17 protein-coding genes are annotated in these 25,117 nt (G+C 52.5%); 12 read left to right on the forward strand and 5 right to left on the reverse strand.

Going from position 1 to position 25,117, the window contains the following annotated elements:
- The first annotated feature begins 275 nt into the window (after positions 1 to 275).
- Genes L6468_RS11040 through L6468_RS11055 form a run of 4 tightly spaced genes read left to right on the forward strand, consistent with a single transcriptional unit; the run spans position 276 to position 8,179 of the window.
- The gene (locus L6468_RS11040) at positions 276 to 1,784 is read left to right on the forward strand and encodes a glycoside hydrolase family 43 protein (protein ID WP_237793276.1); all 1,509 of its coding nucleotides are present in this window, start codon (positions 276 to 278) and stop codon (positions 1,782 to 1,784) included.
- A gap of 12 nt (positions 1,785 to 1,796) precedes the next feature.
- Entirely contained in the window at positions 1,797 to 4,445 is a 2,649-nt protein-coding gene (locus tag L6468_RS11045; RefSeq protein WP_237793277.1) for a glycosyl hydrolase family 95 catalytic domain-containing protein, read from the forward strand.
- Positions 4,446 to 4,454: 9 nt separating this feature from the next.
- Positions 4,455 to 5,822, forward strand: a complete 1,368-nt coding sequence (locus L6468_RS11050) for a CE1 family esterase (RefSeq protein WP_237793278.1) — start codon at positions 4,455 to 4,457, stop codon at positions 5,820 to 5,822.
- A 26-nt stretch (positions 5,823 to 5,848) separates the two neighbouring features.
- Entirely contained in the window at positions 5,849 to 8,179 is a 2,331-nt protein-coding gene (locus tag L6468_RS11055; protein ID WP_237793279.1) for a glycoside hydrolase family 31 protein, read from the forward strand.
- Between the two features lie 87 nt (positions 8,180 to 8,266).
- Here the strand turns inward: L6468_RS11055 and L6468_RS11060 are convergent, their stop codons facing one another.
- From L6468_RS11060 to L6468_RS11070, 3 genes are read right to left on the reverse strand one after another with little or no spacing between them, the layout of a single operon-like run.
- Positions 8,267 to 9,700 (reverse strand): DUF4419 domain-containing protein, encoded by a 1,434-nt coding sequence (locus L6468_RS11060; protein ID WP_237793280.1) that lies wholly within the window; start codon positions 9,698 to 9,700, stop codon positions 8,267 to 8,269.
- Positions 9,701 to 9,714: 14 nt separating this feature from the next.
- Positions 9,715 to 10,794, reverse strand: a complete 1,080-nt coding sequence (locus tag L6468_RS11065) for a DUF4251 domain-containing protein (protein ID WP_237793281.1) — start codon at positions 10,792 to 10,794, stop codon at positions 9,715 to 9,717.
- Positions 10,791 to 11,336 (reverse strand): RNA polymerase sigma factor, encoded by a 546-nt coding sequence (locus L6468_RS11070; protein ID WP_091817050.1) that lies wholly within the window; start codon positions 11,334 to 11,336, stop codon positions 10,791 to 10,793. The genes L6468_RS11065 and L6468_RS11070 overlap by 4 nt, the downstream gene beginning before the upstream one ends.
- A gap of 221 nt (positions 11,337 to 11,557) precedes the next feature.
- On the opposite strand from L6468_RS11070, the gene L6468_RS11075 reads away from it, so the two are divergent.
- The 7 genes from L6468_RS11075 to lpxB all read left to right on the forward strand — a co-directional run bounded on the left by L6468_RS11075 (position 11,558) and on the right by lpxB (position 21,843).
- Positions 11,558 to 12,142, forward strand: coding sequence for a helix-turn-helix domain-containing protein (locus tag L6468_RS11075; RefSeq protein ID WP_091817047.1), 585 nt, complete (start codon positions 11,558 to 11,560; stop codon positions 12,140 to 12,142).
- Positions 12,143 to 12,186: 44 nt separating this feature from the next.
- Positions 12,187 to 13,914 carry an AMP-binding protein gene (locus L6468_RS11080; RefSeq protein WP_373277378.1) on the forward strand — a complete coding sequence of 576 codons (1,728 nt, stop codon included), beginning with the start codon at positions 12,187 to 12,189 and terminating at the stop codon, positions 13,912 to 13,914.
- The gene (locus L6468_RS11085; RefSeq protein ID WP_237793282.1) at positions 13,911 to 15,155 is read left to right on the forward strand and encodes an alpha/beta hydrolase; all 1,245 of its coding nucleotides are present in this window, start codon (positions 13,911 to 13,913) and stop codon (positions 15,153 to 15,155) included. The genes L6468_RS11080 and L6468_RS11085 overlap by 4 nt, the downstream gene beginning before the upstream one ends.
- 305 nt (positions 15,156 to 15,460) lie before the next feature.
- Positions 15,461 to 17,872: a glycosyl hydrolase gene (locus L6468_RS11090; protein ID WP_255779402.1), complete on the forward strand. Its 2,412-nt coding sequence runs from the start codon at positions 15,461 to 15,463 to the stop codon at positions 17,870 to 17,872.
- A 180-nt stretch (positions 17,873 to 18,052) separates the two neighbouring features.
- The gene (locus tag L6468_RS11095; RefSeq protein ID WP_237793284.1) at positions 18,053 to 19,732 is read left to right on the forward strand and encodes a glycoside hydrolase family 43 protein; all 1,680 of its coding nucleotides are present in this window, start codon (positions 18,053 to 18,055) and stop codon (positions 19,730 to 19,732) included.
- Between the two features lie 185 nt (positions 19,733 to 19,917).
- Positions 19,918 to 20,676, forward strand: a complete 759-nt coding sequence (gene surE / locus L6468_RS11100; protein ID WP_237793285.1) for a 5'/3'-nucleotidase SurE — start codon at positions 19,918 to 19,920, stop codon at positions 20,674 to 20,676.
- 42 nt (positions 20,677 to 20,718) lie between these two features.
- A complete protein-coding gene (gene lpxB, locus L6468_RS11105) occupies positions 20,719 to 21,843 on the forward strand; it encodes a lipid-A-disaccharide synthase (RefSeq protein ID WP_237793286.1) in 1,125 nt (374 codons plus the stop codon).
- On the opposite strand, the gene L6468_RS11110 is transcribed toward lpxB, so the two are convergent.
- A complete protein-coding gene (locus L6468_RS11110; RefSeq protein WP_091854541.1) occupies positions 21,826 to 22,863 on the reverse strand; it encodes a bile acid:sodium symporter family protein in 1,038 nt (345 codons plus the stop codon). The genes lpxB and L6468_RS11110 overlap by 18 nt on opposite strands.
- 114 nt (positions 22,864 to 22,977) lie before the next feature.
- Here L6468_RS11110 and L6468_RS11115 point away from each other — a divergent pair, with 114 nt between their 5' ends.
- Positions 22,978 to 23,625: an HAD family hydrolase gene (locus tag L6468_RS11115; RefSeq protein ID WP_237793287.1), complete on the forward strand. Its 648-nt coding sequence runs from the start codon at positions 22,978 to 22,980 to the stop codon at positions 23,623 to 23,625.
- Here L6468_RS11115 and L6468_RS11120 read toward each other — a convergent pair.
- Complete coding sequence (locus L6468_RS11120; protein WP_091854543.1) at positions 23,619 to 25,034, reverse strand: ATP-dependent DNA helicase; 1,416 nt, start codon at positions 25,032 to 25,034, stop codon at positions 23,619 to 23,621. The genes L6468_RS11115 and L6468_RS11120 overlap by 7 nt on opposite strands.
- Positions 25,035 to 25,117: the final 83 nt, after the last annotated feature.

Consider the following 25,117-nt stretch of genomic DNA (forward strand, 5'->3'; position numbering starts at 1 on the left):
ACAAAATTCCGCATAACCATGAAACGTTTCCCTTGTTGGAAACGTTTCTTTATTTATACCTTTGCACCCAGATTAATTCGACTCAAGACTAAACCAACCATTAATATTTTTTAGTTGGTAAGTTAGTATAATAGTAATTTATGGTTTGAAAGTGTGGCACGTAGTGATTACGTGCCATATTTCGTTTATTTGAAAAGGATTTGAAACAAAAAAAAAGACACCATTGAGATTTTTATTGTAATTTTGCCACCAAAATAACTAAAAGCGGAAACAACATGACCAGATTCATCAACATGAAAGGGTTGCTACTCACAGGCATCACCACCCTTGCATCCCTGTCCATATGGGCTCAAAATCCCATTATCCACGACCGTTACACCCCCGACCCGGCACCCTACGTGCATGGTGACACCCTCTATCTTTTCGTGGATCATGACGAGAAAGTGACGGAAAACAACTATTTCACAATGAAAGACTGGCTGCTCTACAGTACCGTGGATATGGTCAACTGGACCTATCGCGGCACGCCCATCACCTCGAAAACCTTTTCTTCATGGGCCAAGCAGGACAACGACTGTTGGGCCAGCCAATGCATAGAGCGCAACGGCAAGTGGTATTGGTACTGTACGGCTACCATCAAGGGCCAATCCTATCCAGGCATCGGCGTGGCCGTGGCCGATAATCCTGCCGGTCCTTATAAAGACCCCATCAAGAAACCTCTCGTAAAGGGTTGGTTCAAGATTGACCCGTCTGTCTTTATCGATGACAACGGGCAGGCTTACCTGTATTACGGCAACAACATGCTGTGGTATGTCAAGCTCAACAAGAACATGACGTCATTCACAGGCAATGAGGTCGAGGTCAAGACGAAGGACGAGACAGCTTTTGGCCCGTATAAGGGCTATAACGACGACGGCACACCCAAGACCAACTTTGAGGAGGCTTCATGGATCTACAAGCGCAACGGCAAGTACTACCTGGAGTATGCCGCCGGTGGCGTTCCTGAGCATTGGGCCTACTCCACAGCCGACAAGGCTACGGGTCCCTGGACCTACCAGGGCAAGATACTGGGTCAGGCCGACAACAGTTTTACGATTCATGGCGGCAGTGTGGAGTTCAAGGGACATCACTATATGTTCTACCACAACGGCAAACTGAGCGGAGGCGGTGGCTATAAGCGTTCTACCTGCGTGGAAGAGTTCACCCCCAATGAGGACGGTACCATCCCCAGCATCAAGTTTACCACCGCTGGTGTCAGCCCTATCCAGACCCTGAACCCCTTTAAACTGCAGGAGGCTGAGACCATCAACAAGTGTTCCGGCATCCTGTGCCTGGGCGACTATAACGGTTGCTATGCTTCCAACATCACCAAGAGCAGCTATATCAAGGTGCGCAACGTGGACTTTGGCGAGGCTGGTGCCAAATCATTCAAGGCCGTGGTGCGTACCACAGGCGATGCTGTTATCCTGATACGTGTCAAGACAGCAAGCAGTACTGCGAAAGGAAAAGTCAACATCCCGTCAACCGACGGCGAGTGGCAGGAAGTGACAGTAGACCTCACCACCCCCATCACCGGCGTACAGGACCTGTTCTTCACCTTCGCAGGCACCACCGCAACGAGTTTTGATTTCGACAAGTGGCAGTTTTTTGAGCAGCCAACCAGCATCCAGCCTCAAACCACCAAACGCCCATCACAGGCGACCTACGACTTGCAAGGACGCAGAACAAGCAATCACATCAACCATGCCATCAAGATTATCGATGGTAAGAAAATCATCAAATAACCTGTCACAACAATGAAAAGAATCACCCTCACCCTTCTGACGTTTCTGGGCTTCTGCAGTCAGATAGCAGCCCAGGACATCGACAACACCAACCGTCTGTGGGACAACAAGCCCGCAAAGATATGGCTCGAGGCCCTGCCTATTGGTAATGGCCGTATAGGCGGTATGATATACGGCGGACCGCGCGTCGATGAGATCCAGCTCAACGAAGACTCTTTCTGGAGCGGAGGTCCCCATAATAATAACAGCAGTACAGCCGCATCCAACTTGGCCACAGTGCGCAACTATATCTTCAACGGACAGGAGAAGAAGGCTGAGGACCTGATTAACCAGCAATTCATCAAAGGTCCCCACGGCCAGAAATACCTGCATCTGGGCAGTCTGAGGATGACCCACGACAATATCACAGACGCTGAGGTGACCAACTATCGTCGTGAGCTCGACCTGCAGAAGGCACTCTCTACCGTCTCTTTCGAGCATCATGGGCACCACTACCGTCGTACCGCCTTTGCCACGATGCCCGACAGCATCATCGTTGTCCGTCTGGAGGCCGACACACTTTCCAGTTTCACCCTGCGCCACATCATTTCCGACTTCACCAGAAGTGCGTCAAAAAGTGACGACGGATGGCTTTCCATCATCACGGGTGTAGACCACGAAGGCGTAGCCTATAAACTCAAGGGCTACCTGCGCTATCGTGTGGAGAGCGATGGCGAGGTGACCTATGGCACGTCAAGTGCCGTCACGGTGAAGGACTATACCTGGGCAACCATCTACATATCGGCTGCCACCAATTATCTCAAGTATAACAATACATCTGGCAAGGGGTCTGCCAAGGCGCTGTCGTATCTGAACTCAGCCCTGAAGCACAACTACGACGAACTGCTGAGCCGCCATGTGGAGGCTTACCAGAAGCAATACGACCGCGTGCGCCTCTGGCTGCCATCATCCCAGACCAACAGCCAGCTCACCACCGAGAAACGTCTGGACAAGTTTTACGGAAGTACCGACTGGGGCATGGTGGCCCTGCTCTTCAACTATGGCCGCTACCTGCTCATCTCGTCCAGTCAGCCTGGCAGTCAGCCTGCCAACCTGCAGGGCTTGTGGAATAACCTGAAGGATGCCCCCTGGGACTCAAAATACACCATCAACATCAACGCCGAGATGAACTACTGGCCCTCGGAGGTGTGCAACCTTACAGAGACCAACAAGCCGTTCTTCTCCATGATACGCGACCTGAGCGAAACGGGTGCGAAGACTGCAAAGAATATGTACCGGTGTGGCGGATGGGTAGCCCATCACAACACGGACATCTGGCGTATTGCCGGACCTGTCGACGGTGCTTTCTGGGGTATGTATCCCAATGGCGGCGCCTGGTTGGCCACCCACCTCTGGCAGCACTACCTCTATACAGGCGACGTAGAGTTCCTGCGCGAGTGGTACCCCGTCATCAAGGGCACGGCCGACTTCTACATGGACTACATGCAACCTATTCCTGAGGACTGTGTCTTTGCGAAGAATATCACGGCAGAGGATAAGTACAACTGGCTCGTTGTGGTGCCGTCGGTAAGTCCCGAACAGGGTCCTGCCGGCAAGTCCACACCCGTTACCGCCGGCTGCACCATGGACAACCAGATTGTGTTTGATGCCCTGACAAACACGTTGAAAGCTGCAGAGATACTGGGCGAGGACGAAGAATACATCGCAAAGCTCAAGACCCAGATCTCAAAGATTCCTCCCATGCAGATTGGCAGCAGGAAACAGTTGCAGGAGTGGCTCATCGATGCCGATGGCAGCGAGATGCAGCACCGTCATATCTCCCACCTCTACGGCCTGTTCCCCTCCAACCAGATTTCACCGTTCAACCATAACGAACTCTATGCTGCTGCCAAACAGACCCTGACAGACCGTGGTGATGCTGCCACAGGCTGGAGTCTGGGATGGAAGATCTGTTTCTGGGCACGTATGCTCGACGGCACCCATGCCCTCACCATCCTGAAGAATATGCTCCGTCTGCTGCCATCCGATGATGTCACCAGCCAGTATCCCAACGGCCGTACCTACCCCAACCTCTTTGATGCGCACCCGCCCTTCCAGATCGACGGCAACTTCGGTGCCACGGCAGGTATCGCAGAGATGCTGTTGCAGAGTCATGATGGCGCCATCCACCTGTTGCCCGCCCTGCCAAGCGCATGGAAAGAAGGTAGCATCAGCGGACTGAAAGCCAGAGGTGCCTTCGAGGTAGACATGGAGTGGAAAGAAGGCAAGCTCACCGCTGCCGTACTGCGTTCTGCCATTGGCGGCACGGCCCGTCTGCGCTCCTACGTAGAGCTGGAGGGCGAAGGACTGACTCCTGCTGAGGGCGACTGTCCCAACCCGCTCTATGCCCCTGCTGACATCAAGGAGCCCCTGCTGGCCAAATCGCTAAGCGAAAAGCCCTCGCTGACAGTCAAGAAAGTTTACGAATACGATCTCCAGACCGTACCAGGCGGCAAATACCGCATCTACGAAAAAAATTATAAGTCAACCGGCATCCACAACGCCCACAACGCCCATCAGCCCCATAAGACCCATAAGACCCATAACATATTAGGTCAGCGGCTCTCTGCTCCCCAGAAGGGCCTCAACATCATCAACGGCAAGAAAATTATCAAGCACTAAATAAAAACTATGAAGAAATTATTTATCATTTTCGCAACCGTATGCTGCACCGTGATGACACAAGCTGCCAAGGTTGACAAGAATGTCAACATCACCGTCAATGGTGAGACACGTAAGTACCAGCTCTACGTTCCCAACAACGCCACAGACAACTGTCCGCTGGTGGTGTCACTCCATGGCGCCAGCGGCCATAGCACCGACAGAAGTCCGTTTGGCACCGGCGTTGCCGACCAGGCAGGCTGCATCGTGGTCTATCCTCAGGGCAAGGACATCTATTTCCCTGTATTCGGAGGAACGGTTACGGGTTGGGATGCCTCTGGCGAGTTCAACGATGATGCCAAGTTCCTCATGGCTGTTATCGAGGATGTGGCCAAGACCTACACCATTGACCGCAAGCGCATCTACTGCTGTGGCTTCTCCAATGGCGGTATGATGACCTACGCCATGACCAATGCCTGCAGCGATGTCTTTGCAGCCTTTGCTTCTATCAGTGGATTCCAGCTCAACGAGTTCCACTTCCGTCATGCCGGATGGCGCCCCGTGCCCTTCCTGCATATCCACGGCAAGAACGATGACTTTGTGAAATACTCACTCATGCCTACGATTGTGGACGAGATGGTGGCTCGCCTTGGTGCCAACCCCGTACCTCAGAAGACCAACGTTTCCGGCAAATACGACAAGAGTGTCTACGAGGCTGGCGAAGGCAGTTTCCCTTATGTATACTACGAGGTTGACGGTATGGGGCACAACGATTATACCGCAAACACAGAGGACGGCAATTCTGCAAAGACCATGTGGAACTTCTTCAAGCAGTACACCCTCGACACGCCTTGCGACACCACCCTGAAATGGCGTCCGCGTATCGAGACCGAGGGATTCGAGCCCAAGAAACATGGCATAACACTCTACAGCAGTACCTACGTGCTGTACTTCGGCCAAACACCCGATACCAACACCAAGCAGAACGTGTATCGCACCCTTCAGTTCAATAACGGCAACTACAAACTGCATTTCAAGGCCGAGGGTGATGCCGACAAGACCATCGCCGTAAAACTGCAGAAGCTGACAGGCGCAAAGAACACCATTATCGACGAGACTGTGGCCATCAACGGCGATATCAACCTCCTCTTCAAGGTAGAGGATGGATGGGGCGAATACCGTCTGACCATTACCCGCAAGGATGCTTCCGTCAACGTCACCCTTTCTGACCTGAGCATCCATACAGCCAGCGAAGAAGAGTTGTCGGCCATTCAGGCACCTGCCGTTTCAAGAAATGCCGGTGATGCTGTCTATGCCCTCTCAGGCATGAAGGTCACGGGCGACGCCCATCCTGGAAATATCTATATCAGAAACAACAAGAAGTTCCTTGTTAAATAACTCTCATAACTAACAACTACATAAAAATGAAAAAGCTATTATCTTTAGCCATTATGGCTATCGGTCTGGCAGAAGCCCAGGCGCAGGACGTGAAGATTGAATTCATCACGCCCAGTATCGTACACGTGGTAAAGGGTCAGCCCACCAAGACACTGGTGGTGACGGCAAAGCCCCAGGACGTGGCTGTCACGAAGAAAGGCAACACCACCTCCAGTAAGGAACTCACCGTGAAGCAGGATGCCAAGGGCAACCTCACCTTCCTCACAGCCAAGGGAAAGGTGCTGCTCAAGGAGAAGGAGTGTGACGTGCTTGAGGCACGTCAGACCTTCACCCTCGACAAGGACGAGGCCATCTACGGACTGGGCACCATCCAGAACGGCAAGATGAACCGCCGCGGCGAGAAGAAACGCATGGAGCAGTCCAACCTTGAAGACTTCCAGAATGTGCTCCAAAGCATCAAGGGCTACGGCATCTACTGGGAGAACTACTCTCCCACCCTCTTTGAAGACAATGCCGAGGGGATGACCTTCGATGCCGAGGTAGGCAACGGCGTGGACTATTATTTCATGTATGGCAAGAATGCCGACGGCGTCATTGCCCAGATGCGCTATCTCAGCGGCGACGTACCGATGTTCCCTCTGTGGACCTACGGCTTCTGGCAGTCCAAAGAGCGCTATAAGAGTGCCGCCGAGACCGAGGGCATCGTTGACCAGTATCGCGCCTTGAACGTGCCTCTCGACGGCATCATCCAAGACTGGCAGTACTGGGGCTCCAACTATCTGTGGAATGCAATGGATTTCCTTGCAGAAGATTTCTCCAACGGCAAACAGATGATACAGAACGTGCATCGCAAGCATGCACATTTCATGATTAGCATCTGGGCCAGCTTCGGTCCCATGACCCAGCAGTATCGCGAGCTCAACGAGAAAGGTCTGCTCATGCCTTTCGAGACCTGGCCCCAGAGCGGCATCTCTCACATCTGGCCTCCCGTCATGAAGTATCCCTCGGGCGTAAAGGTCTATGACGCCTTCCATCCCGAAGCCCGCGCCATCTACTGGAAATACCTGAAGACCCTCTACGACTATGGTACCGATGCCTGGTGGATGGACTCTACCGACCCCGACTTCTTCAATCCGCGTGAGAGCGACTATGCCCATAAGGTCTATGGTGGCACCTGGCGCTCACAGCGCAACGCCTTCCCCCTAGAGACCGTCCGCGGCATCTATCAGGCACAGCGCAAGGACTATGGCCAGAAGCGTGTCTTCATCATGACACGTTCCAGTTATGCCGGTCAGCAGCACTACGGCTCAAATATGTGGAGCGGCGATGTCAACTCCTCCTGGGACATGCTGCGCAAGCAGGTGCCTGCCGGACTGAGCTATTCTCTGACGGGCAATCCCAATTTCAATACTGACATCGGTGGATTCTTCTGTGGCTCCTACAACACAAAAGGCAGCGGTTCTGCACCACGCAACCCACAGTTCCAGGAACTCTACGTGCGCTGGATGCAGTACGGACTGTTCTGCCCCGTGTTCCGCAGTCACGGAGCCGATGCTCCTCGCGAAATATGGCAGTTCGGTAAGAAGGGCGAGCCCGTTTATGACGCCATCGAGAAGCAGATTCGCCTGCGCTATCGCCTCATACCATATCTATACAGCACCGCTTGGCAGGTCACCTCTAACAACGACAGTTATATGCGCCCCCTGTTCAGCGATTTTGCAGCCGACAAGAAAGTATGGAATATCAACGACGAGTTCATGTTTGGCCGCAGCATCCTTGCTGCCCCCATCGTGAAAGCACAATATACCGAGGAGAAGATTATCCGCACCGATGCCATGACCGGCTGGAATCGCCAGAATGCGACCGATGGTTCTGCTGCCGGAGCCATCGACTTCACCGCCACCAAAACCACCACGAAGTACCTGCCAAAGGGTGCTGCCTGGTATGACTTCTGGACTAACAAGCAGTACAAGGGCGGTCAGGACGTGACCCTCGAGACCACATTCGACCGCGTGCCTATGTTCGTACGTGCCGGCAGCATCCTGCCCCTCGGTCCTGAGATGCAGTATGTTGGCGAGAAGGCATGGGACAACCTCGAGATGCGCGTCTATCCCGGCGCCAACGGCCGCTTCACACTCTATGAGGACGAGGGCGACAACTACAACTACGAGAAGGGGCAGTATGCCACCATCACCTTCCAGTGGAACGATAAGGCCCGCACCCTCACCATCGGTGAGCGCAAGGGCAGTTATCCCGGCATGCTCACCAAGCGCCAGTTCACCATTATCACCCCCGATGGTAAGCAGCAGTCAGTCAACTATGACGGACATCAGACGCAGGTCCGCATAGCCAAGTAGTCACGACCCAACGCACCGTGTATTTATAAGAGGGCACCCGAATCTATTTCGAGTGCCCTCACTTATTATAAATGAAGCAGAAACTGGTCACCGATTGTTTTCTGTTTCTCGATACTTCCATTCCCCGTTAATGGCGGCGTTGGGGAAAGATTTCCAGATGGCGTCTTCCATCTCTTCCTTGATCTTGCCATATATGGACAGACGGTCAATCTTCAAGTTGAAGAACCAGTCGGGCAGTTCCACTTCATTAGTAAAATAGAGGGTCAGCTTCTTTATGTATGGCAACTGGGCAAAATGCTCAGGCACTTTGTTCACGCGCAACTCGATGCCAGAGAAAAGACCATCACCGCTGTCCATTTTCTGGAGTCGCTTCACAATACTGTCGCTGCCTTCCATCTGCCTCACCACCCAGCCCACCTTTGGTTTCATGGCACCCGTCTTAAGGTCCACATCAGCTCCTATGAAACCGGCCACGAGCTGTAGTGGAGTCTCTGAAAGGACAGTACCGTCAGCAGGATTGGTAATCTGATATTTAAAGTCCACATACACACGCTCTGATGGCATCTTGTGTGTGTTTGGCACTTGGTCGAGCGTCAAGCCATTCTCGTCAGGGAAGAACTTGAGAATCCAGCCATCCAGTTCTGTGGGGTGTCCGGGAATGCATCCGCCGCCATCCAACTTATCAACACGCTGCTTCTTCACCATCTTCTGCCAGAAGGCTTGGTTGGGCTTGCCCTCAGAGGCTTTAACAAACTCCGTGAGGATGGGGATGAGGTTCTGTGTCCAGTCGCCCACGCCGTACTTCTCCAATTGCTGCGTTTTCTCCACAACTTTCTGCCAGTCCTGAGGCGTACCTGTAAGCGTGATAGTCGGAATGCCACAGGCTATGCGGACTACCACACAGTCGAAATAGCTCTTCACGGTCTCCATCAGCGTAATCTGCGAGGTGATACGCTCTGTGGTGCCCGTGGTAGAGAAGTCGGCGGTGATGGTCTGGGCAATGTCGCCCCTAGTGTTGTCGTTGATCTGCGCCGTAAAATCGCTTATCAACTTCTCCCATTCGGCATCACTAGAAAGCAGGTCCTTATTGGACTGCACCACGAGGTCCATTTTACCATTATGGGCCACCAACTGATTGCGCATCTGGTCGGGATGGGCATTGACATAGCGGGCAAAGCCCTGACTGACAAGCACCCACATCATATCGGGCGAGAGCACTAGCGGACGATGCTCGGCATAGGCCCTCACAATGGTTTGGAAGAACACATCCTTGCCTGTGATGGTGAAGAACTTCTCGTTGTCGGCAAAGCTTCTGGCTATCATGGCGTGGGTGTCACCAGGTACGCCCTCTTCGCTAAAGATACGCCTGAGCGCCTTGTCTCCACTCTCCAGCAATTCTTCCATAGGAACCTTTTCTTTTACGGGTGCGAGGTTCTCGTCGACCACAAACGTGACGCCCTTCTGGGCAGAGGCCATGCTGGCCATGATCGCCATGATGGTGATGGCTAAAAATTTTCTCATATGTTTATGGGGTTTTAATATTTGGTTTCTAATGTACCGTCGAAACTGATGGGGTCGCGGTTCAGCGAGCGCACACGAATAAACGCTTCACCAGAGTCGTAGATATCAACCACATAGTGGTAGGTGTCCTCCTTGGTCTTCACGTCGATGTCTATCTGCGTGTATTTCCCCTTGGGGTTGCTCTCCTGATACTGACGCACACGCTCCTCGAAGTTCAGCCCTATGGTAGGCGACAGCGAGGGAGCGCTCTGCACCTGTCCCAGATAGGGCAGATAACTACGCAGCGTGTCGCCACGAAGTTCCAGAAAGAAATCGGTGGAAACCATTTTTGAACCATAGCGCATGGTGTTCATCGAGGTGATGTCGATATGCCAGTACTTATCGGCAATGGCACCAAGCACCGCCATCTGTTTCCTTTCCTTCTTCGTGAGGTCTCGGCGTACAATTTGCTGATCGCTCCAGTTCTTCAAGTCCTTCCATCCCTCTGGCACCCCACTCTTGCCCTTCCCGCCAGCAAGATTCAAACCATCGTCCTCGCCATCACCAGAAGTGGTATGAGGGGTCCAACCGATATCATAACGCCTGCCCACAGCCATTTTCGATGTCGAAGCAAGGAGCAACTCGCCTCTGGGCGATGCGATATTGGGGATAGTCTGCGGGGAGGTGCGACGAGGGCGCTCCACTTTATCCGTTGACGCAGCGACAGTTTCTTGCAGCTCTGAAGCCGTATCCTCCCGTTGCGTCACCGACTGCTCCGCAGCAGGTTGCTCAAGGGTCTGCATCTCAGCCTTTGAGTCCTCTATCACGGGTTCCGACAGGGCCGGCAATGGCTTTTCCGGAGTCTGCTGCGCCAAGAGCGGAGCCTCGTCAGACGACGTTTGCGAGAAATTCACCAGCACCAGCAGGAGAATGCTGGCAGCAATAGCCACAGCACCATACATCCACTTGCGCTTTAGCCCCCTCTCCTTTTGAAAAGGAGGGGTTGCGAGGTTCCCCATCAACCTGTCGTTCAGGTCGGCAGACATCGGCTCCAGCCGCTGCTCGCGCCTGTTGACAGCCTCTTGCAGGTTCTTATCATCTCTGATGTTGTTCATACTTCAGCTTTTTTAATCATTCTGTAGAGTTTCTTGCGTATCCGACTCAGTTGCGAGCCTACGGTAGAGGTGTTTGAGCCAGTAACAAAAGCGATGTCGGCCAGGCTCATATTGTCATAGTAAAACATGCTCACCACGGCCTGTTCATGGGGCGACAGCCTGTCAAGCGCCTTTTCCAACTGCTGGATGGTCTGTTCGTTCTGCAACGCATCCTCAGGCTCCCCCATCTCGTCAATGCCCCAACAGCCATCGTCCATCGATATGATGCCGGGCCTCTTGCCCCTGACAAAGTTGAGCGACTCGTGATAGGCAATGCTCTTAAGCCATGTGGCAAACGACGACTGACTTCTGTTAAAGCCCTCAATGCCTCGTAAGGCCCTGACAAACACGTCCTGATAGACCTCCTCAGCATCCTCGCGACACACCACAATACGCTGTATCATGCGATACACCGCAGGACCATAGGTCTTTAGCAGCCATTGGCAGGCAGCAGGCTGGTGATGTTGCAGGTCGCGAATCAGGTTTTCTGTTACTTGCTCCATTTCTTGACGTCTTCTACTAATATATACACACAAATCCAGAAATTATTGCAATGATTTTCATCTTTTGTGTAAAAAAATATAGAAGGAGCAAAAAGCACAATACAAAGGCCCGATATATATATCAAAAAAAACACCCTTTTATGTTAATCTTCGAAAAAAATAATTGTTTTTCCAACAATTTTATTACCTTTGCGTTTCAAAAACTAGAAAATTGTAAGTTTATGTCTAATTGTAACACATTTGTCGGTTCCAAAATCAAGGGACTCAGAGAGAGCAAGAATCTCTCGCTTGAAGAGATTGCAGAACGTAGCGGCCTTACCGTAGAGCAGATAACATCCATAGAAAACGATCAAAACCTACCCTCACTAGGTCCGCTCATCAAGATTGCCCGTGCCCTTGGCGTACGTCTGGGCACCTTCATGGACGACAATGACGCATTAGGCCCCGTGGTATGCCGTGCTGCCGAACGCGAAGCCACGCGCAGCATCAGCTTCTCCAATGGAGCCACCGATGCCCGCAAACACATGGAGTATCACCCCCTGGCTCAGCAGAAAGCCGGTCGCCACATGGAGCCCTTCGTGATTGACATCAATCCCGAGGACACCCCCTCTTTCCAACTCTCAGCCCACGAAGGCGAGGAGTTTATCTACGTGATGCAGGGCGAGGTAGAGATTGTCTATGGCAAGGAGACCTATCATCTGAACGAGGGCGACTCCATCTTCTACGACAGCATTGTGAACCACCACGTGCACGGTGCCCCAGGCAAAAGCGCCAAGATTCTGGCCGTAGTTTACATTCCATTTTAATGCATCAGACATTAAAGGTTAAACATTAAAAATTAAGGATTAAGATGAGTGATGTAAAGTACGATATGGCAGGCCGTCCGTTGCCTGATAGAACATACCCTGCAGAGACAGGAAGTGAAGGCTACCACTTATGGGAACGCACTCTGGGCGATTGGCTGGAATACTGGGCAGAGACAACCCCAGACAAAGAATATATTGTTTACTCAGACCGCGACCTGCGCTTCACCTGGTCGCAATTCAACGAGCGCGTGGATAATCTGGCAAAAGGTCTGATATCCATCGGCGTAAAGAAAGGCTCCAACGTAGGTATCTGGGCCACCAACGTGCCCGACTGGCTCACCTTCCTCTATGCCACAGCCAAGATTGGCGCCGTGCTTGTGACGGTAAACACCAACTATAAGCAAAACGAGCTGGAGTATCTCTGTAAGGACTCCGATATGGAGGTGCTTTGTATTACCGATGGTACATGGGATTGTAACTACGTCGATATGACCTACACCATGTTGCCCGAGCTGAAAAACTGCGAACGCGGTCATCTGAACAGCAAGCAGTTCCCCTACCTGAAGAATGTGGTCTATATCGGTATGGAGAAATACCGCGGCATGTACAACACCGCCGAACTGCTGCTTCTTGGTCAGAACATAGAAGACGGTGTGCTCAACGAGATGAAGAAGAATGTCAGCTGCCACGACGTGTGCAACATGCAGTACACCTCTGGTACCACGGGCTTCCCCAAGGGCGTCATGCTGACCCACTACGGTATCTCCAACGACGGTTATTTCACGGGCGAGAACATGGGCTTCACCCAGGACGACAAGCTCTGCGTCTGCGTGCCCCTGTTCCACTGCTTCGGCGTGGTGCTCGCCACGATGAACTGCCTGACCCACGGCTGCACGGAGGTGATGGTCGAGAAGTTCGATCCCCTCGTGGTGCTCGCCTCTATCCATAAGGAGCGCTGTACGGCCGTCTATGGCGTGCCCACCATGTTTATTGCCGAGCTCAACCACCCCATGTTCTCCATGTTCGACCTCAGTTGTCTGCGCACGGGTATCATGGCAGGCTCACTCTGTCCTGTGGAACTGATGAAGCAGGTCAGCGAGAAGATGTTCATGACCATCACCAGCGTGTACGGCCTCACAGAGTCGTCACCCGGTATGACCCAGACCTGCCTGAACGACACCTTCGAACAGCGTTGCACCACCGTAGGCCGCGACTTCCCCTTTGTCGATGTCAAGGTGCTCGACCCCGAGACCGGCGAGGAGTGTCCCGTTGGCGTGCAGGGCGAGATGTGCTGCAAGGGCTTCAACGTGATGAAGGGCTACTACAAGAACCCCACCGCCACCGCTGAGGTTATCGACAAAAACGGCTATCTCCACTCAGGCGACCTGGGCGTAAAAGACGAGCAAGGCTTCTACAAGATCACAGGTCGTATCAAGGATATGATTATCCGCGGTGGTGAGAACATCTATCCCCGCGAAATCGAGGAGTTCCTCTATCATATGCCCGGCATCCGCGATGTGCAGGTAGCAGCCGTACCTTCCAAGAAATATGGCGAGGCCGTAGGAGCCTTCATCATTCTGGAAGAAGGTGCCAAGATGACTGCCGAGGATGTGCAGCTCTTCTGCCGCGGCAAGATTGCCCGCTACAAGATTCCAAAGTACGTCTTCTTCATCGACCAGTTCCCCCTCACCGGCTCTGGCAAGATTCAGAAGTTCAAGTTGAAGGAAATGAGCCTGAAGCTCTGCGAGGAGCAAGGCATCGAAGTGGTATGAAGAAAATCCTCCTGTCCACACTTTTCCTCGTCCTGGCCGCACTTACAGCAGAGGCACAAGTTGACCTCATCGGCTCATGGACGGGCAAACTTGACCTAGGCGTTGGCAAACTGACGCTGGTGTTCCATCTGAAGCAGGCCGACGGCCGTGTGAAAGTGACGATGGACAGTCCCGACCAGAGCGCCAATGGCATACCGTGCAGCAACGATTTCCTGTCCGACGACTCGCTGGCAGTAAGTGTCAGAGGCATCAACGCTTCTTACAGCGGACGCCTGAAGGACGGCAAGATTGTGGGCACGTTCAAGCAGAACGGCATGTCGCTGCCGCTGGTGCTCACCAAGAGTACGGAGGAACCCAAACGTCCGCAGAATCCACAGCCGCCATTCCCGTATACTACCGAGGAGGTGACGTTCCGCAACGAGCGCGACGGCGCCACGCTGGCGGGAACGCTGACATGGCCCGTAGGCTATCATCCCAAGTCGAAAAAGAAGCCCCTCGTTGTCCTGTTTGTCACGGGCAGCGGTCAGGAGAACCGCGACGAGGAAATCTACGAGCACAAGCCTTTCCTGGTCATTGCCGACTATCTGGCACGCCAGGGCATCGCCTCATTGCGCTATGACGACCGTGCCACGGGAGCCTCCAAGGGCGGCGACGTAAGGAATGCCACCACCGAGGACTTCGCCCGCGATGCCGCCGCCGGACTGGCATATCTGCGCAGCCGCAAGGCCTTCGCCAAGGTCGGCATCATAGGTCACAGCGAAGGTGGTGCTATCGCCTTCATCCTTGGCGCACAGGGAAAGACCGACTTTCTGGTCTCTCTGGCAGGTCCTGGAGTGAAGGGAGACACGCTGGGTGCATCGCAGCAAAACAAAGTAATGGAGATGTCGGGACTGCCAGCCACCGTCACGGCAGAGCAAATCCGAAAAGATCCCAAAATCCAGGATATCCCCTGGTTCCAATGGTTTAACAACTATGACCCCTCTGCCGACATTGCCGCCACGCGCTGCCCTGTCTTTGCCCTCAATGGCGACCGCGACTGGCAGGTCATTTCCTCGCTCAATCTTACCGCTATTCAGCGCCTGCTGCCCAAGTCGAAGTATAACCAGACAAAGGAATACCCCGGCCTGAACCACCTCTTCCAGCACAGCGCCACGGGCCAGCCCTATGAGTACCGACAAATAGAGGAAACCATATCGCCCGAAGTACTCAGCGACATCGCAGAGTGGATAAACAAGTTGTAAGTATTTTCGCAACGCCAAAATAAAAGCTCTCTCACATGAAATATTCCTCCAAAAGGAGTGATTTTCTCAGATTTTATTTGTACCTTTGCCACGTCATTGATGATTTTGCTTGTCGTTAAACGCAGCACTAAGGTAAGTGAAAAATCTGGCATAGCAAAATCCTGAGCCGCTCGGCTTTGCCGCTTCGCGCGTCGAAGAACTTTTTGTTGCTCAGGAACTTGTAAATAATGTTAAACTAAAATGCTGCGGAATTTAGGTCAATGAAGAAAATTGCGTGTTTATTTTTGGTATGTGTGTCTGCTGTTATGGCAGTTGCACAGAGATATCGGAATGATTTTATTTCTCCGACTGACGGGCAGCGTTCATTGATAATATGGCAATGGATGGATGGGCTTGTCAGTAAGGAGGCTATCACGAAAGATCTGGAGGCTTTCAAGGCTGCTGGACTATCTGGCGTACAAAATTTTCAGATTGGCGGTGACCAGCAAAGCAGGATTGGTGACCCCACCTGCGCTATCGGTTCAGAGAAATGGAAGTCTATGATGCGTTGGACGATGGATGAGTGCCAGCGTCTCGGACTCACCTTCGGTACCCACAACTGCCCCGGATGGTCATCAAGTGCCTACGGAACAGTGACACCGGAATATAGCATGCAGAAACTTGTGTTCTCAGAAACAAAGATGCCCGACACAGCTGTTGGCAAAGGCAAGAAAAAAACTATCTTTATTAGTGTCGCACTCCCTCGTCCAAAGGTTGACGAAAAATACAACTATTACGAAGACATCTGCCTCTTGGCACTTCCTGACGACAGCATTGTCATGAAGGAAAACATAATAGACCTGACACAGTATTTTGACAAGTCATCTCAGATAGCAAACATTCCTTCTGCCCTTGCCAAAGACATTTCCGGGTATAGACTTCTGCGTTTCGGACACACTACAAACGGAAAGACCAACGAAGCACAAGCCCCTCTGTCGGGACAAGGGCTGGAGTGTGACAAGATGAACAGGGTGGCTGTTAAGGCCTTTTGGGATGCATATCCACAGATGCTCATAGACATTGCAGGACCTCATGCCGGCAAAACGTTTAATATAATAGAGATAGACAGCTATGAGGCTGGCGGTCAGGATTGGAGTGTGGTTTTGCCAGATGAGTTCTTGAAACGGAAGAAATATGACATACTGCCATACCTGCCTTACATCGTAGGGCGCAACATCATCGGCAGTAAGGAAGAGTCGGCACGATTCAAGAAAGACCTTGTAGATGTTGTCACCTCACTCTTTGCAGAAAACTATTATGGCTATATGAATCAGCTGGCACGCAAGACACCCGGTATGCAGCTGATGATAGAGCCGTACGGTACAGGCGGGCAGAAGCCATTCCAAGTGCTCGATATCAACAAGATACTCAAGGAGGCAAGCAGTGCAGTCATAGCGACAGAATTCTGGGTAAAGCCCGAGACATGGGGTTGGAAAGACATGAAGCGTCATGAGCAGGTGATGAGAAATCTGCAACGCCCGTTGCTGGCCGCAGAAGCCTTTACGTGCTGGCCTCTTCACGCATGGAAAGACGACCCGCAATCCTTAAAGCCGATATGCGACAAAGCCTACTGTAATGGTGTTAACAGGATGATGCTCCATGCAGGCGCCTGCAACCCTTGGACAAATGTAGAGCCGGGAATGTCATTCGGCATCTGGGGCACACATTTCGTACCCAATCAGACATGGTGGAAAGCTGGTGGAGCACGCGCACTATTCGACTACATGGCACGCTGTCAGTCGCTCCTGCAACGTGGTGTGCCGACGAAACAGCAATGGAAGGGAACGGATAAGTTCATGACCTATCAGCGCACTGACGAAGATAATGACATACTGTTCCTCTGTAATCCTACAAACGAAAGCGTATCAGACACAATCCGGCTTGCCTCCGTTGCCAAAGGCAGGAAACTGGAGATATGGGATGCATACAATCTTACTATGCAGAAGATAGACGACAGACCTATGATACTCTCCATAGAGCCGTACGGTTCAAGATTTATCATTATCTCAGATACAGAGACATCTTCTGAAACGCCACGTCCTGAAAACCAACTGCTAACCTCACTCCCGGCCAGCGATGGCAGGACAGAGATAGACAAAGGGTGGAAGGTGGCTTTTCACTATAAAGACGCTGATGACATCATTGTTGATAATAACACTCTGTTCGACTGGACGACATCCTCTGACAGCAACGTAAGATATTTCTCAGGGACAGCGACATACAGCAATTCGTTTACCATTAAGAAACTGAAGAAAGACGCACGCTATATCATCAGCTTAGGTCAAGTAAAAAACCTTGCCTCTGTAACCGTCAATGGCAAACCCTTCCCCACTCTATGGAAGGCACCATTCCTATTGGATATCACCCCTGCCATACATAAAGGCATCAACACCATAAGCATTGACGTTACCAACCTGTGGCCTAACCGCATGATAGGCGATGAGCAGGAGCCAGACGACATAGAATGGTCAGAACCCCTGACATACACCTATGCCCCAGGCAGTCCTACGGCAGGTCGTTATATGGCAAAGCTTCCCGAGTGGCTGAGCAATGGCACCCCACGCCCCTCCAAAGGAAGAAAGACCGTCGGGTGCTTCAAGTTCTTCACAAAAGAATCCCCCCTGCTTCCATCAGGATTGTTGGGTTCTATAGAACTATTGACTACGAAAACAAGATAAACTTCAAGACAGCCCTTGCTGCTTGCGATATTCCTGTGGTGTTGTCCCGGAATCACCAGAGACAGGAACTTTGATTCACGTTAAGGAGTTGTATCAGTTGACCTGTACCTGAGATTCCCCTACAAAAGGAGGGGAGGGTCTAAGATTTTTTGCTTACCTTTGCCCTGTAAAAAAATGTTTATGAAGAAGCTGTTATTCACAATCTCTATCACTGTTGTAGCGTCGATAAACTGTATGGCGCAAGGCTATCGCAACCCTGTGCTTCCCGGCTTTCATGCCGACCCAAGTGTGTGTACTGACGGCAAGGATTTCTACCTTGTGAACAGTACGTTTCAGTATTTCCCAGGTGTACCAGTCTTCCACAGCAAAGACCTGATACATTGGGAGCAGGTAGGAAATTGCCTCTCACGCAAATCGCAGCTTGACCTCTCAGGACTATACTCGCAAAACCAGCCAGAACTGGGTTGGACCAATGCGGGCATCTATGCACCGACCATCCGCTATCACAAGGGCCGCTATTATATGGTGACCACCATTTTTCCTTCACGCCGCCATTTCTACGTATGGACAGACGACCCCTCCAAAGAATGGTCTGACCCCGTATTCATAGACTTTGCCATTGGCAGTTGCGACCCTACCCTATTCTGGGACGAAGGGAAGTGCTATTTCTTATGGAAAGCGGCTGCCGACGAGACACGGCCGGGAATCAAGCCGGGCGACATCAACATCTGCGAGATTGACATTCATACCGGCCGGCGCACAGGCGATATTCATCACCTGGGAACAGGGCTCGGCGGACGTTATCCTGAAGGTCCGCACATATACAAAAAGGACGGCTTCTACTACATGATGCTTGCCGAAGGTGGCACGGAACATGGGCACCATGTCAACATCTTGCGAAGCCGTTCGCTGTTCGGCCCCTACGAACCGAATCCTGCCAACCCCATCCTGACGCATTTCAGCATGAAGATGCAGAACAGCAATATTCAAGGACTGGGGCATGCAGACCTCATACAAGCGCCCGACTCATCGTGGTGGATGATATGTCTGGGTTATCGCACCAGCGGCTACCTCCTGCATGTGATGGGACGCGAGACCATGCTTGCACCGATGCGTTGGGACAAGAATGCTTGGCCTGTGGTCAATGGTGACGGCACTTTGGCCATCAATATGAAATGTCAGACCTTACCTCAAGTTCCAATGCCCCTTGACCCTGTTCGCGAAGAGTTCAATTTCGTCAAGCGCGATGTACCAGCCGACAGCTACAGCAGCATCGGTTTGCCTTGGGGATGGATGAGTATCGGTAATCCCGATTATTCCTGCTATTCTCTTACTGAGCGGGAGGGCTGGCTGCGCCTGCATCCCACTTCTACGACACTCGATGCAGCCACCTCGCCCACCTTTGTGACAAGGCGGCAGACAGAGCTGCGTTTCAACGCCACCGCACTTATCGATGCATCGCATCTAACAGAAGGCTCTCAGGCAGGAATCACAGCCTACGCAGCGCCCCTGAATCATTATGATGTGATGGTGGAACGAAAGAACGGAAAGCTATTGGCCAAGTCAAATATCCGCGTGGGAGCACTCAGCCATACCGGCCAACCCGTTGAACTGAAAGGCACTCAGGCCTTCATACGCATCGGTTCCGACAAGGACTATTACTACATGCAAGTATCTGCTGATGGCAAATCGTTCGCCACACTCGCCAAGATGGATTTCCGCTACCTTTCAACCGAGGTGATAGGCGGTTTCACGGGTGTTATGCTTGGTTTGTTTGCCCAAGGTGACAGCAGAGACGAATATGCAGATTTTGATTGGTTTGAATATGACAATGCTTTCACAACTTCGAAAACGTTTTGATTTCTGCCTGCATAATTAAAATGAAGAGAAAAAGTGTCTAGTGAAATCAGGAAAAGTCAGCGCACGGCATCAGGAATATCATGTTGTCACTGGGATGGTGAGTAACTGAATAAACATTAAAATTTTTTGTTATCTCGGCCTTTTCCACTAACTTTGCACGCAATTATCGGAAAAGAAGGAAAAAAATGAGACCACTGATACTGATTTCCAACGATGATGGCTATCAGGCTAAGGGCATCCGCTCGCTGACGGCTATGCTGGAAGATATTGCCGACATCATAGTATGTGCACCTGATGATGCCCGCTCGGGCTTCTCGTGCGCTTTCTCGGCAACCATACCCCTCAAGCTGACCCTCAGGGAGAAGCGCGAGGGTGTGACGGTCTATTCGTGCAACGGTGCACCTGTGGACTGCGTAAAAATGGCGCTGCAGAATATCTGCGAGCGTCGTCCTGATATGATTATCGGAGGCATCAACCACGGCGACAATGCCTCGGTGAATGCCCACTATAGCGGCACGATGGGCGTGACGATAGAGGGTTGTCTGAAGTACATACCCAGCGTGGCCTATTCGCTGTGCGACCACCGCGAGGATGCCGATTTTGAGCCCCTGCGCCCCTATATCCGCAAGTTCACGGAGAAGGTGCTGAAAGAGGGACTGCCCAAGGGTATCTGTCTGAACGTGAATTTCCCCGCGGCCAAGGCGTTCAAGGGCGTGAAGGTATGCCGCATGGGCTTCGGCTCATGGCAGAACGAGACCACGAAGTGTCATCATCCACGTGGGTATGACTACTGGTGGATGGTGGGCCATTACCACAACGACGAGCCCGAGGCTACGGATACCGACCGCTGGGCACTGGATAACGGATACGTGGCCATCACCCCAACAGAGATAGACCTCACGGCCTATGCCTTCATGAGTCAGAAGGAGTCCTGGGAAGAATAACTCTTAACTCCCCCCATCTCTTAACTCTTAACTCTTAACTAAATGAAGTATTACCTCATAGCTGGCGAAGCCTCTGGCGACCTCCACGCATCACGTCTGATGCGGTCGCTGAAGGCATGCGACGCAGAAGCGGAGTTCCGTTTCTACGGCGGCGACCTGATGCAGGCCGAGGGTGGCACCTTGGTGAAACACTATAGCGAGATGGCCTACATGGGGTTTGTGCCCGTATTGCTGCATCTGCCCACCATCCTGAGGAACATGAGGCAATGCAAGGAGGACATACGCCGCTGGATGCCCGACGTGGTGATTCTGGTGGACTACCCGGGCTTCAACCTGAAGATTGCGGATTACGTGAAACGCCACAGCATCTGTCCTGTATACTACTATATCTCACCCAAGATATGGGCGTGGAAGGAGTATCGCATCAAGGATATCAAGCGCAATGTAGACGAGCTCTTCTCTATCCTGCCCTTCGAGGTGGATTTCTTTGAGAGGAAGCACCACTACCCTATCCACTATGTGGGGAATCCGACAGCAGATGAGGTTAAGGAGTGGCGGCTCACCCCTCCATCACAGGGAGGGGACGGGGGAGGGTCTCCCGTTATTGCGCTGCTGGCTGGCTCCAGAAAGCAGGAGATTAAGGATAACCTGCCGACGATGATCAGGGCGGCACAGAAGTTTGAGAAAAACTACCAGTTGGTGCTGGCTGGCGCACCTGGCATCGACGAGGCTTACTATCAGAGATTCCTGGAGGGTACCAACGTGAGACTGGTGAAGAACCAGACCTACGACCTGTTGTCGAAAGCGCATGCTGCCCTCGTCACCAGCGGCACGGCAACACTCGAGACGGCCCTGTTTGGTGTGCCTCAGGTAGTATGCTACGAGACACCCCTACCCTGGCTTATCGGTTGGCTGCGCAAGAAACTGCTGAAGGTGAAATATGTCTCGCTGGTCAACCTGATTGCTGACCGTAAGGTGGTGACGGAACTGGTGGCCGACACGTTCAGTCAGGCCAACATAGAGCATGAGCTGGAGCTCATACTCGACGGGCCGGCACGCCAACAAATGCTCGAAGGCTATGAGGAGGTGTGGCAGCGTCTGGGCAAAGAGAAAGCGCCGGATAATGCCGCAAGACTCATCACGCAGATTCTAAGAGAGCGTCTTTAACCCCTTGTTCTTTTGTCTTTCCTGCCAGATTTCAAACGAATTAATGATATTCTGCCAGAGGATATAGCAACCGGGGCCCACGGATGATAGTGGGTTCAGGTAGGTGATTCCCAGCCAGATGGCGAAGGCGGTATTCTTCTGCCCCAGTGCCTGACCGGCCTCCTGGGCTCGTCCGAAGAAATGGCCGATGAAGCGACCCACGGCAAACTGGATGATGCAGAGCACCAGGCCCAACAGGGCTATCATGCCAAGGAACACCACGGAGGCCTCAGCATGGAGGATATTCTTCACGGTGGTGCCTGTGACAATCATCAGCGAACAGCCCCAGAGGTAGAACGACAGGTCCTTGATGCTGATAATCTTCTGGTGAAAACGATGCATGGTGTGCTTCACGATATAGGCCAGCAGCATGGGCACTACCAGCAGTACCACGACCTGATAGAGAATCTTCAGGAAGGCACTCATAAAGGAGATATCGGCTCCCTTCTCAATCATCGGGAAACAAATGGGTACCATCAGCACCGTGATGAAATTGGAAAGGAAAGTATAGGTGGTGGTCTGTTCCAGCGAGCCGCCCAACTTCTGGGTTACCACAGCGGCGGCGGTGGCACAAGGAGAAATAATGCACATCAGCAGAGCCTCCAACAGAATAAGGGTAGAGTGAAAAGTGAATAGTGAAGCGCTCGACCTCAGGTCGCTTGCTACCGAAGGGACGCAAGAATTTGCTACCGCACGAGGCAAGCTCAGTATCAATGCCATCACGATGCCGATAAACAGCAGGTTGAAGATGCTCACCCACAGATGCCACCACACAGGGCGCATCTTATGGAAATCGACCTTGCAGAAGGTCACAAAGAGTATCAGAAACATAAACAGGGGCAGGATGGCCTCCATCACGGGGTCAAAAAACAGGGCTGCCCCGTCCAGCTGTGGCACGTAGGCAAACACCAGATACAACAGCGCTCCCATACCCATTGATACGGGCAGCGTCCAGTCTTTCAGGAATCTAATCACATTCATACAGTGTGCAAAGTTACGAATTAATTGATAATTGATAATGTATCGCGGGGAATTATTTGGTTATTGGCGTTTGTTTATTGACAATGAATAATTTTTAGTACCTTTGCACACGCAATGAAACAATACGATACTTATATATTCGACCTCGACGGCACGCTGCTGGATACGCTCGACGACCTGACAGCTGCCGTGAACTACGCCTTGCGACAGCACGGGATGCCCGAGCATACACGCGAGGAGGTACGCCACATGGTGGGCAACGGCGTGCGCCTGCTGATGGTGAGGGCCGTGCCCGATGGCGACAAGAACCCTCGTTTCGACGATGCCTTCCGCACCTTCCGCGAATACTATATGGAACATTCCCTGGACACCACGCGTCCCTACGACGGGATTCCCGAACTGCTGGCCGCACTGCGTCAGCAAGGCAAGCGCGTGGCCGTGGTCAGCAATAAGTTCTATGCCGCCACCCGCGAACTCTGCCGCCATTTCTTCGCAGACACCGTAGAGGTAGCCATTGGCGAACATGAGGCCGAGGGTATCCGTAAGAAGCCCGCCCCCGACACCGTGATTGAAGCCTTCCGCCAACTGGGTGTCAGCAAGGAGAATGCCGTGTATGTAGGCGATAGCGACGTGGACCTGCAGACAGCCGTCAACTCGGGGCTGCCCTGCATCAGCGTGCTATGGGGCTTCCGCGACCAGGCTTTCCTGGAGGCACACGGCGCCACCACCTTTGCCCGTAAGCCCGGGGAGATACTTCAGTAACTGTCGCTGGGATTTTCCACCTGTGTCTTTGGCCAATTGACCAAAAAGACCTGTTCGGTGGCACGCGTCAGGGCGGTATAGAGCCAATGGAAATAGTCGGGCGTGAGCATATCATCCGTCATATACCCCTGGTCTATATACACATGCGCCCACTGGCCGCCCTGCGCCTTGTGGCAGGTGGCAGCATAGGCGAACTTGATTTGCAGGGCGTTGTAGTACTTGTCGTCCTTGAGTTTCTTCAGGCGTTCTGATTTATAGGGCACATCCATATAGTCCTCCATCACCTGGGTATACAACTGCTCCTGCTGTTCGCGCGTCAGGGCAGGCGCCTCGGTAGTGAGCGTGTCGAGCAGGGTAATAGCCGTGAGCTCGTAGTCGTCGTAGTCGGGGAAGGTCATGGTGACCTCAGCAAAGCGGAAGCCATAGAGCTCATGGACATTGCGCACGCGCTGAACGACCGCGATGTCGCCATTGGCAATGAAGCTGATATTCCCTTCAATGCCCTCGCTCTTCACCCAGTAATAGTTATTCTTCACGATCATGATACGGTCACCACGACAGAGTTCGTCCTCACGATCGAGGACCGTATTGCGGATGCCCTGGTTATAGATATTGGCCCGCTTGTTGGAACGCGTCACCACCAGCGTCTCGTCCATGCCCACATGACTGAAGCTCGAGGCCAGCGACTCGATGAGTTCATCACCGGGCACGCTCACGATATCAGGAAAACCGTCAAGGCGGATCTTTGGCAACTCACATCTGCCATCAGCCATCATACATCTTACCTCGGTGGCATTCCACAGAATCCCAGAGTCCTCAGCCTGGCGCAACACCTCGGTGAGGTCGGCCTCATAGACCTTCATGCCGTAGCCACGCAGCACATGGGCCATCAGCGCCGGACTCTCTTCCTCGCCCACAGGGGGCAACTGGGCACGGTCGCCGATAAGCAGCAGACGGCAGTTTTTATAGTTATAGACAAAACGGATCAGGTCATCGAGCAAGGGCGTATCGGCATTGGCTATCATCGAGGCCTCGTCAACGATGAAAAGCGTGTCCTGGGCGGCATTGAATCCAAGACTGAAGGCAGAGAGGTCGGCAGCCGTCTTCTGACGGTAGATACGACGGTGGATGGTATAAGCCGGTGTACCGGAATAGTTGGAGAAGACCTTGGCAGCACGGCCGGTTGGCGCCATCAGCACCAGTTTCTGTTTCATGGCAAGCATGCCACGCACAATGGCAGAGGCCAGCGTGGTCTTACCCGTACCGGCCGAACCACGAAGCACCATGACCACCTGCTCGTCGCGGTCGGTCATAAACGTGGCAAACGTCTGCAGAGCCGCATGCTGCTCAGGGGTAGGCAAATGTCCAAAATGCGTCTCTATCTGGTAAATCAGCTCGTCTTGAATCATACAATATGCAAAGGTAAGAAAAAAAATAAGAATTAAGAATTAAGAATTAAGAATTATTTTTGTAATTTTGCAGCAAAATTACA

The sequence above is a fragment of the Prevotella communis genome, assembly GCF_022024115.1.
Classification (GTDB): Bacteria; Bacteroidota; Bacteroidia; order Bacteroidales; family Bacteroidaceae; genus Prevotella; species Prevotella communis.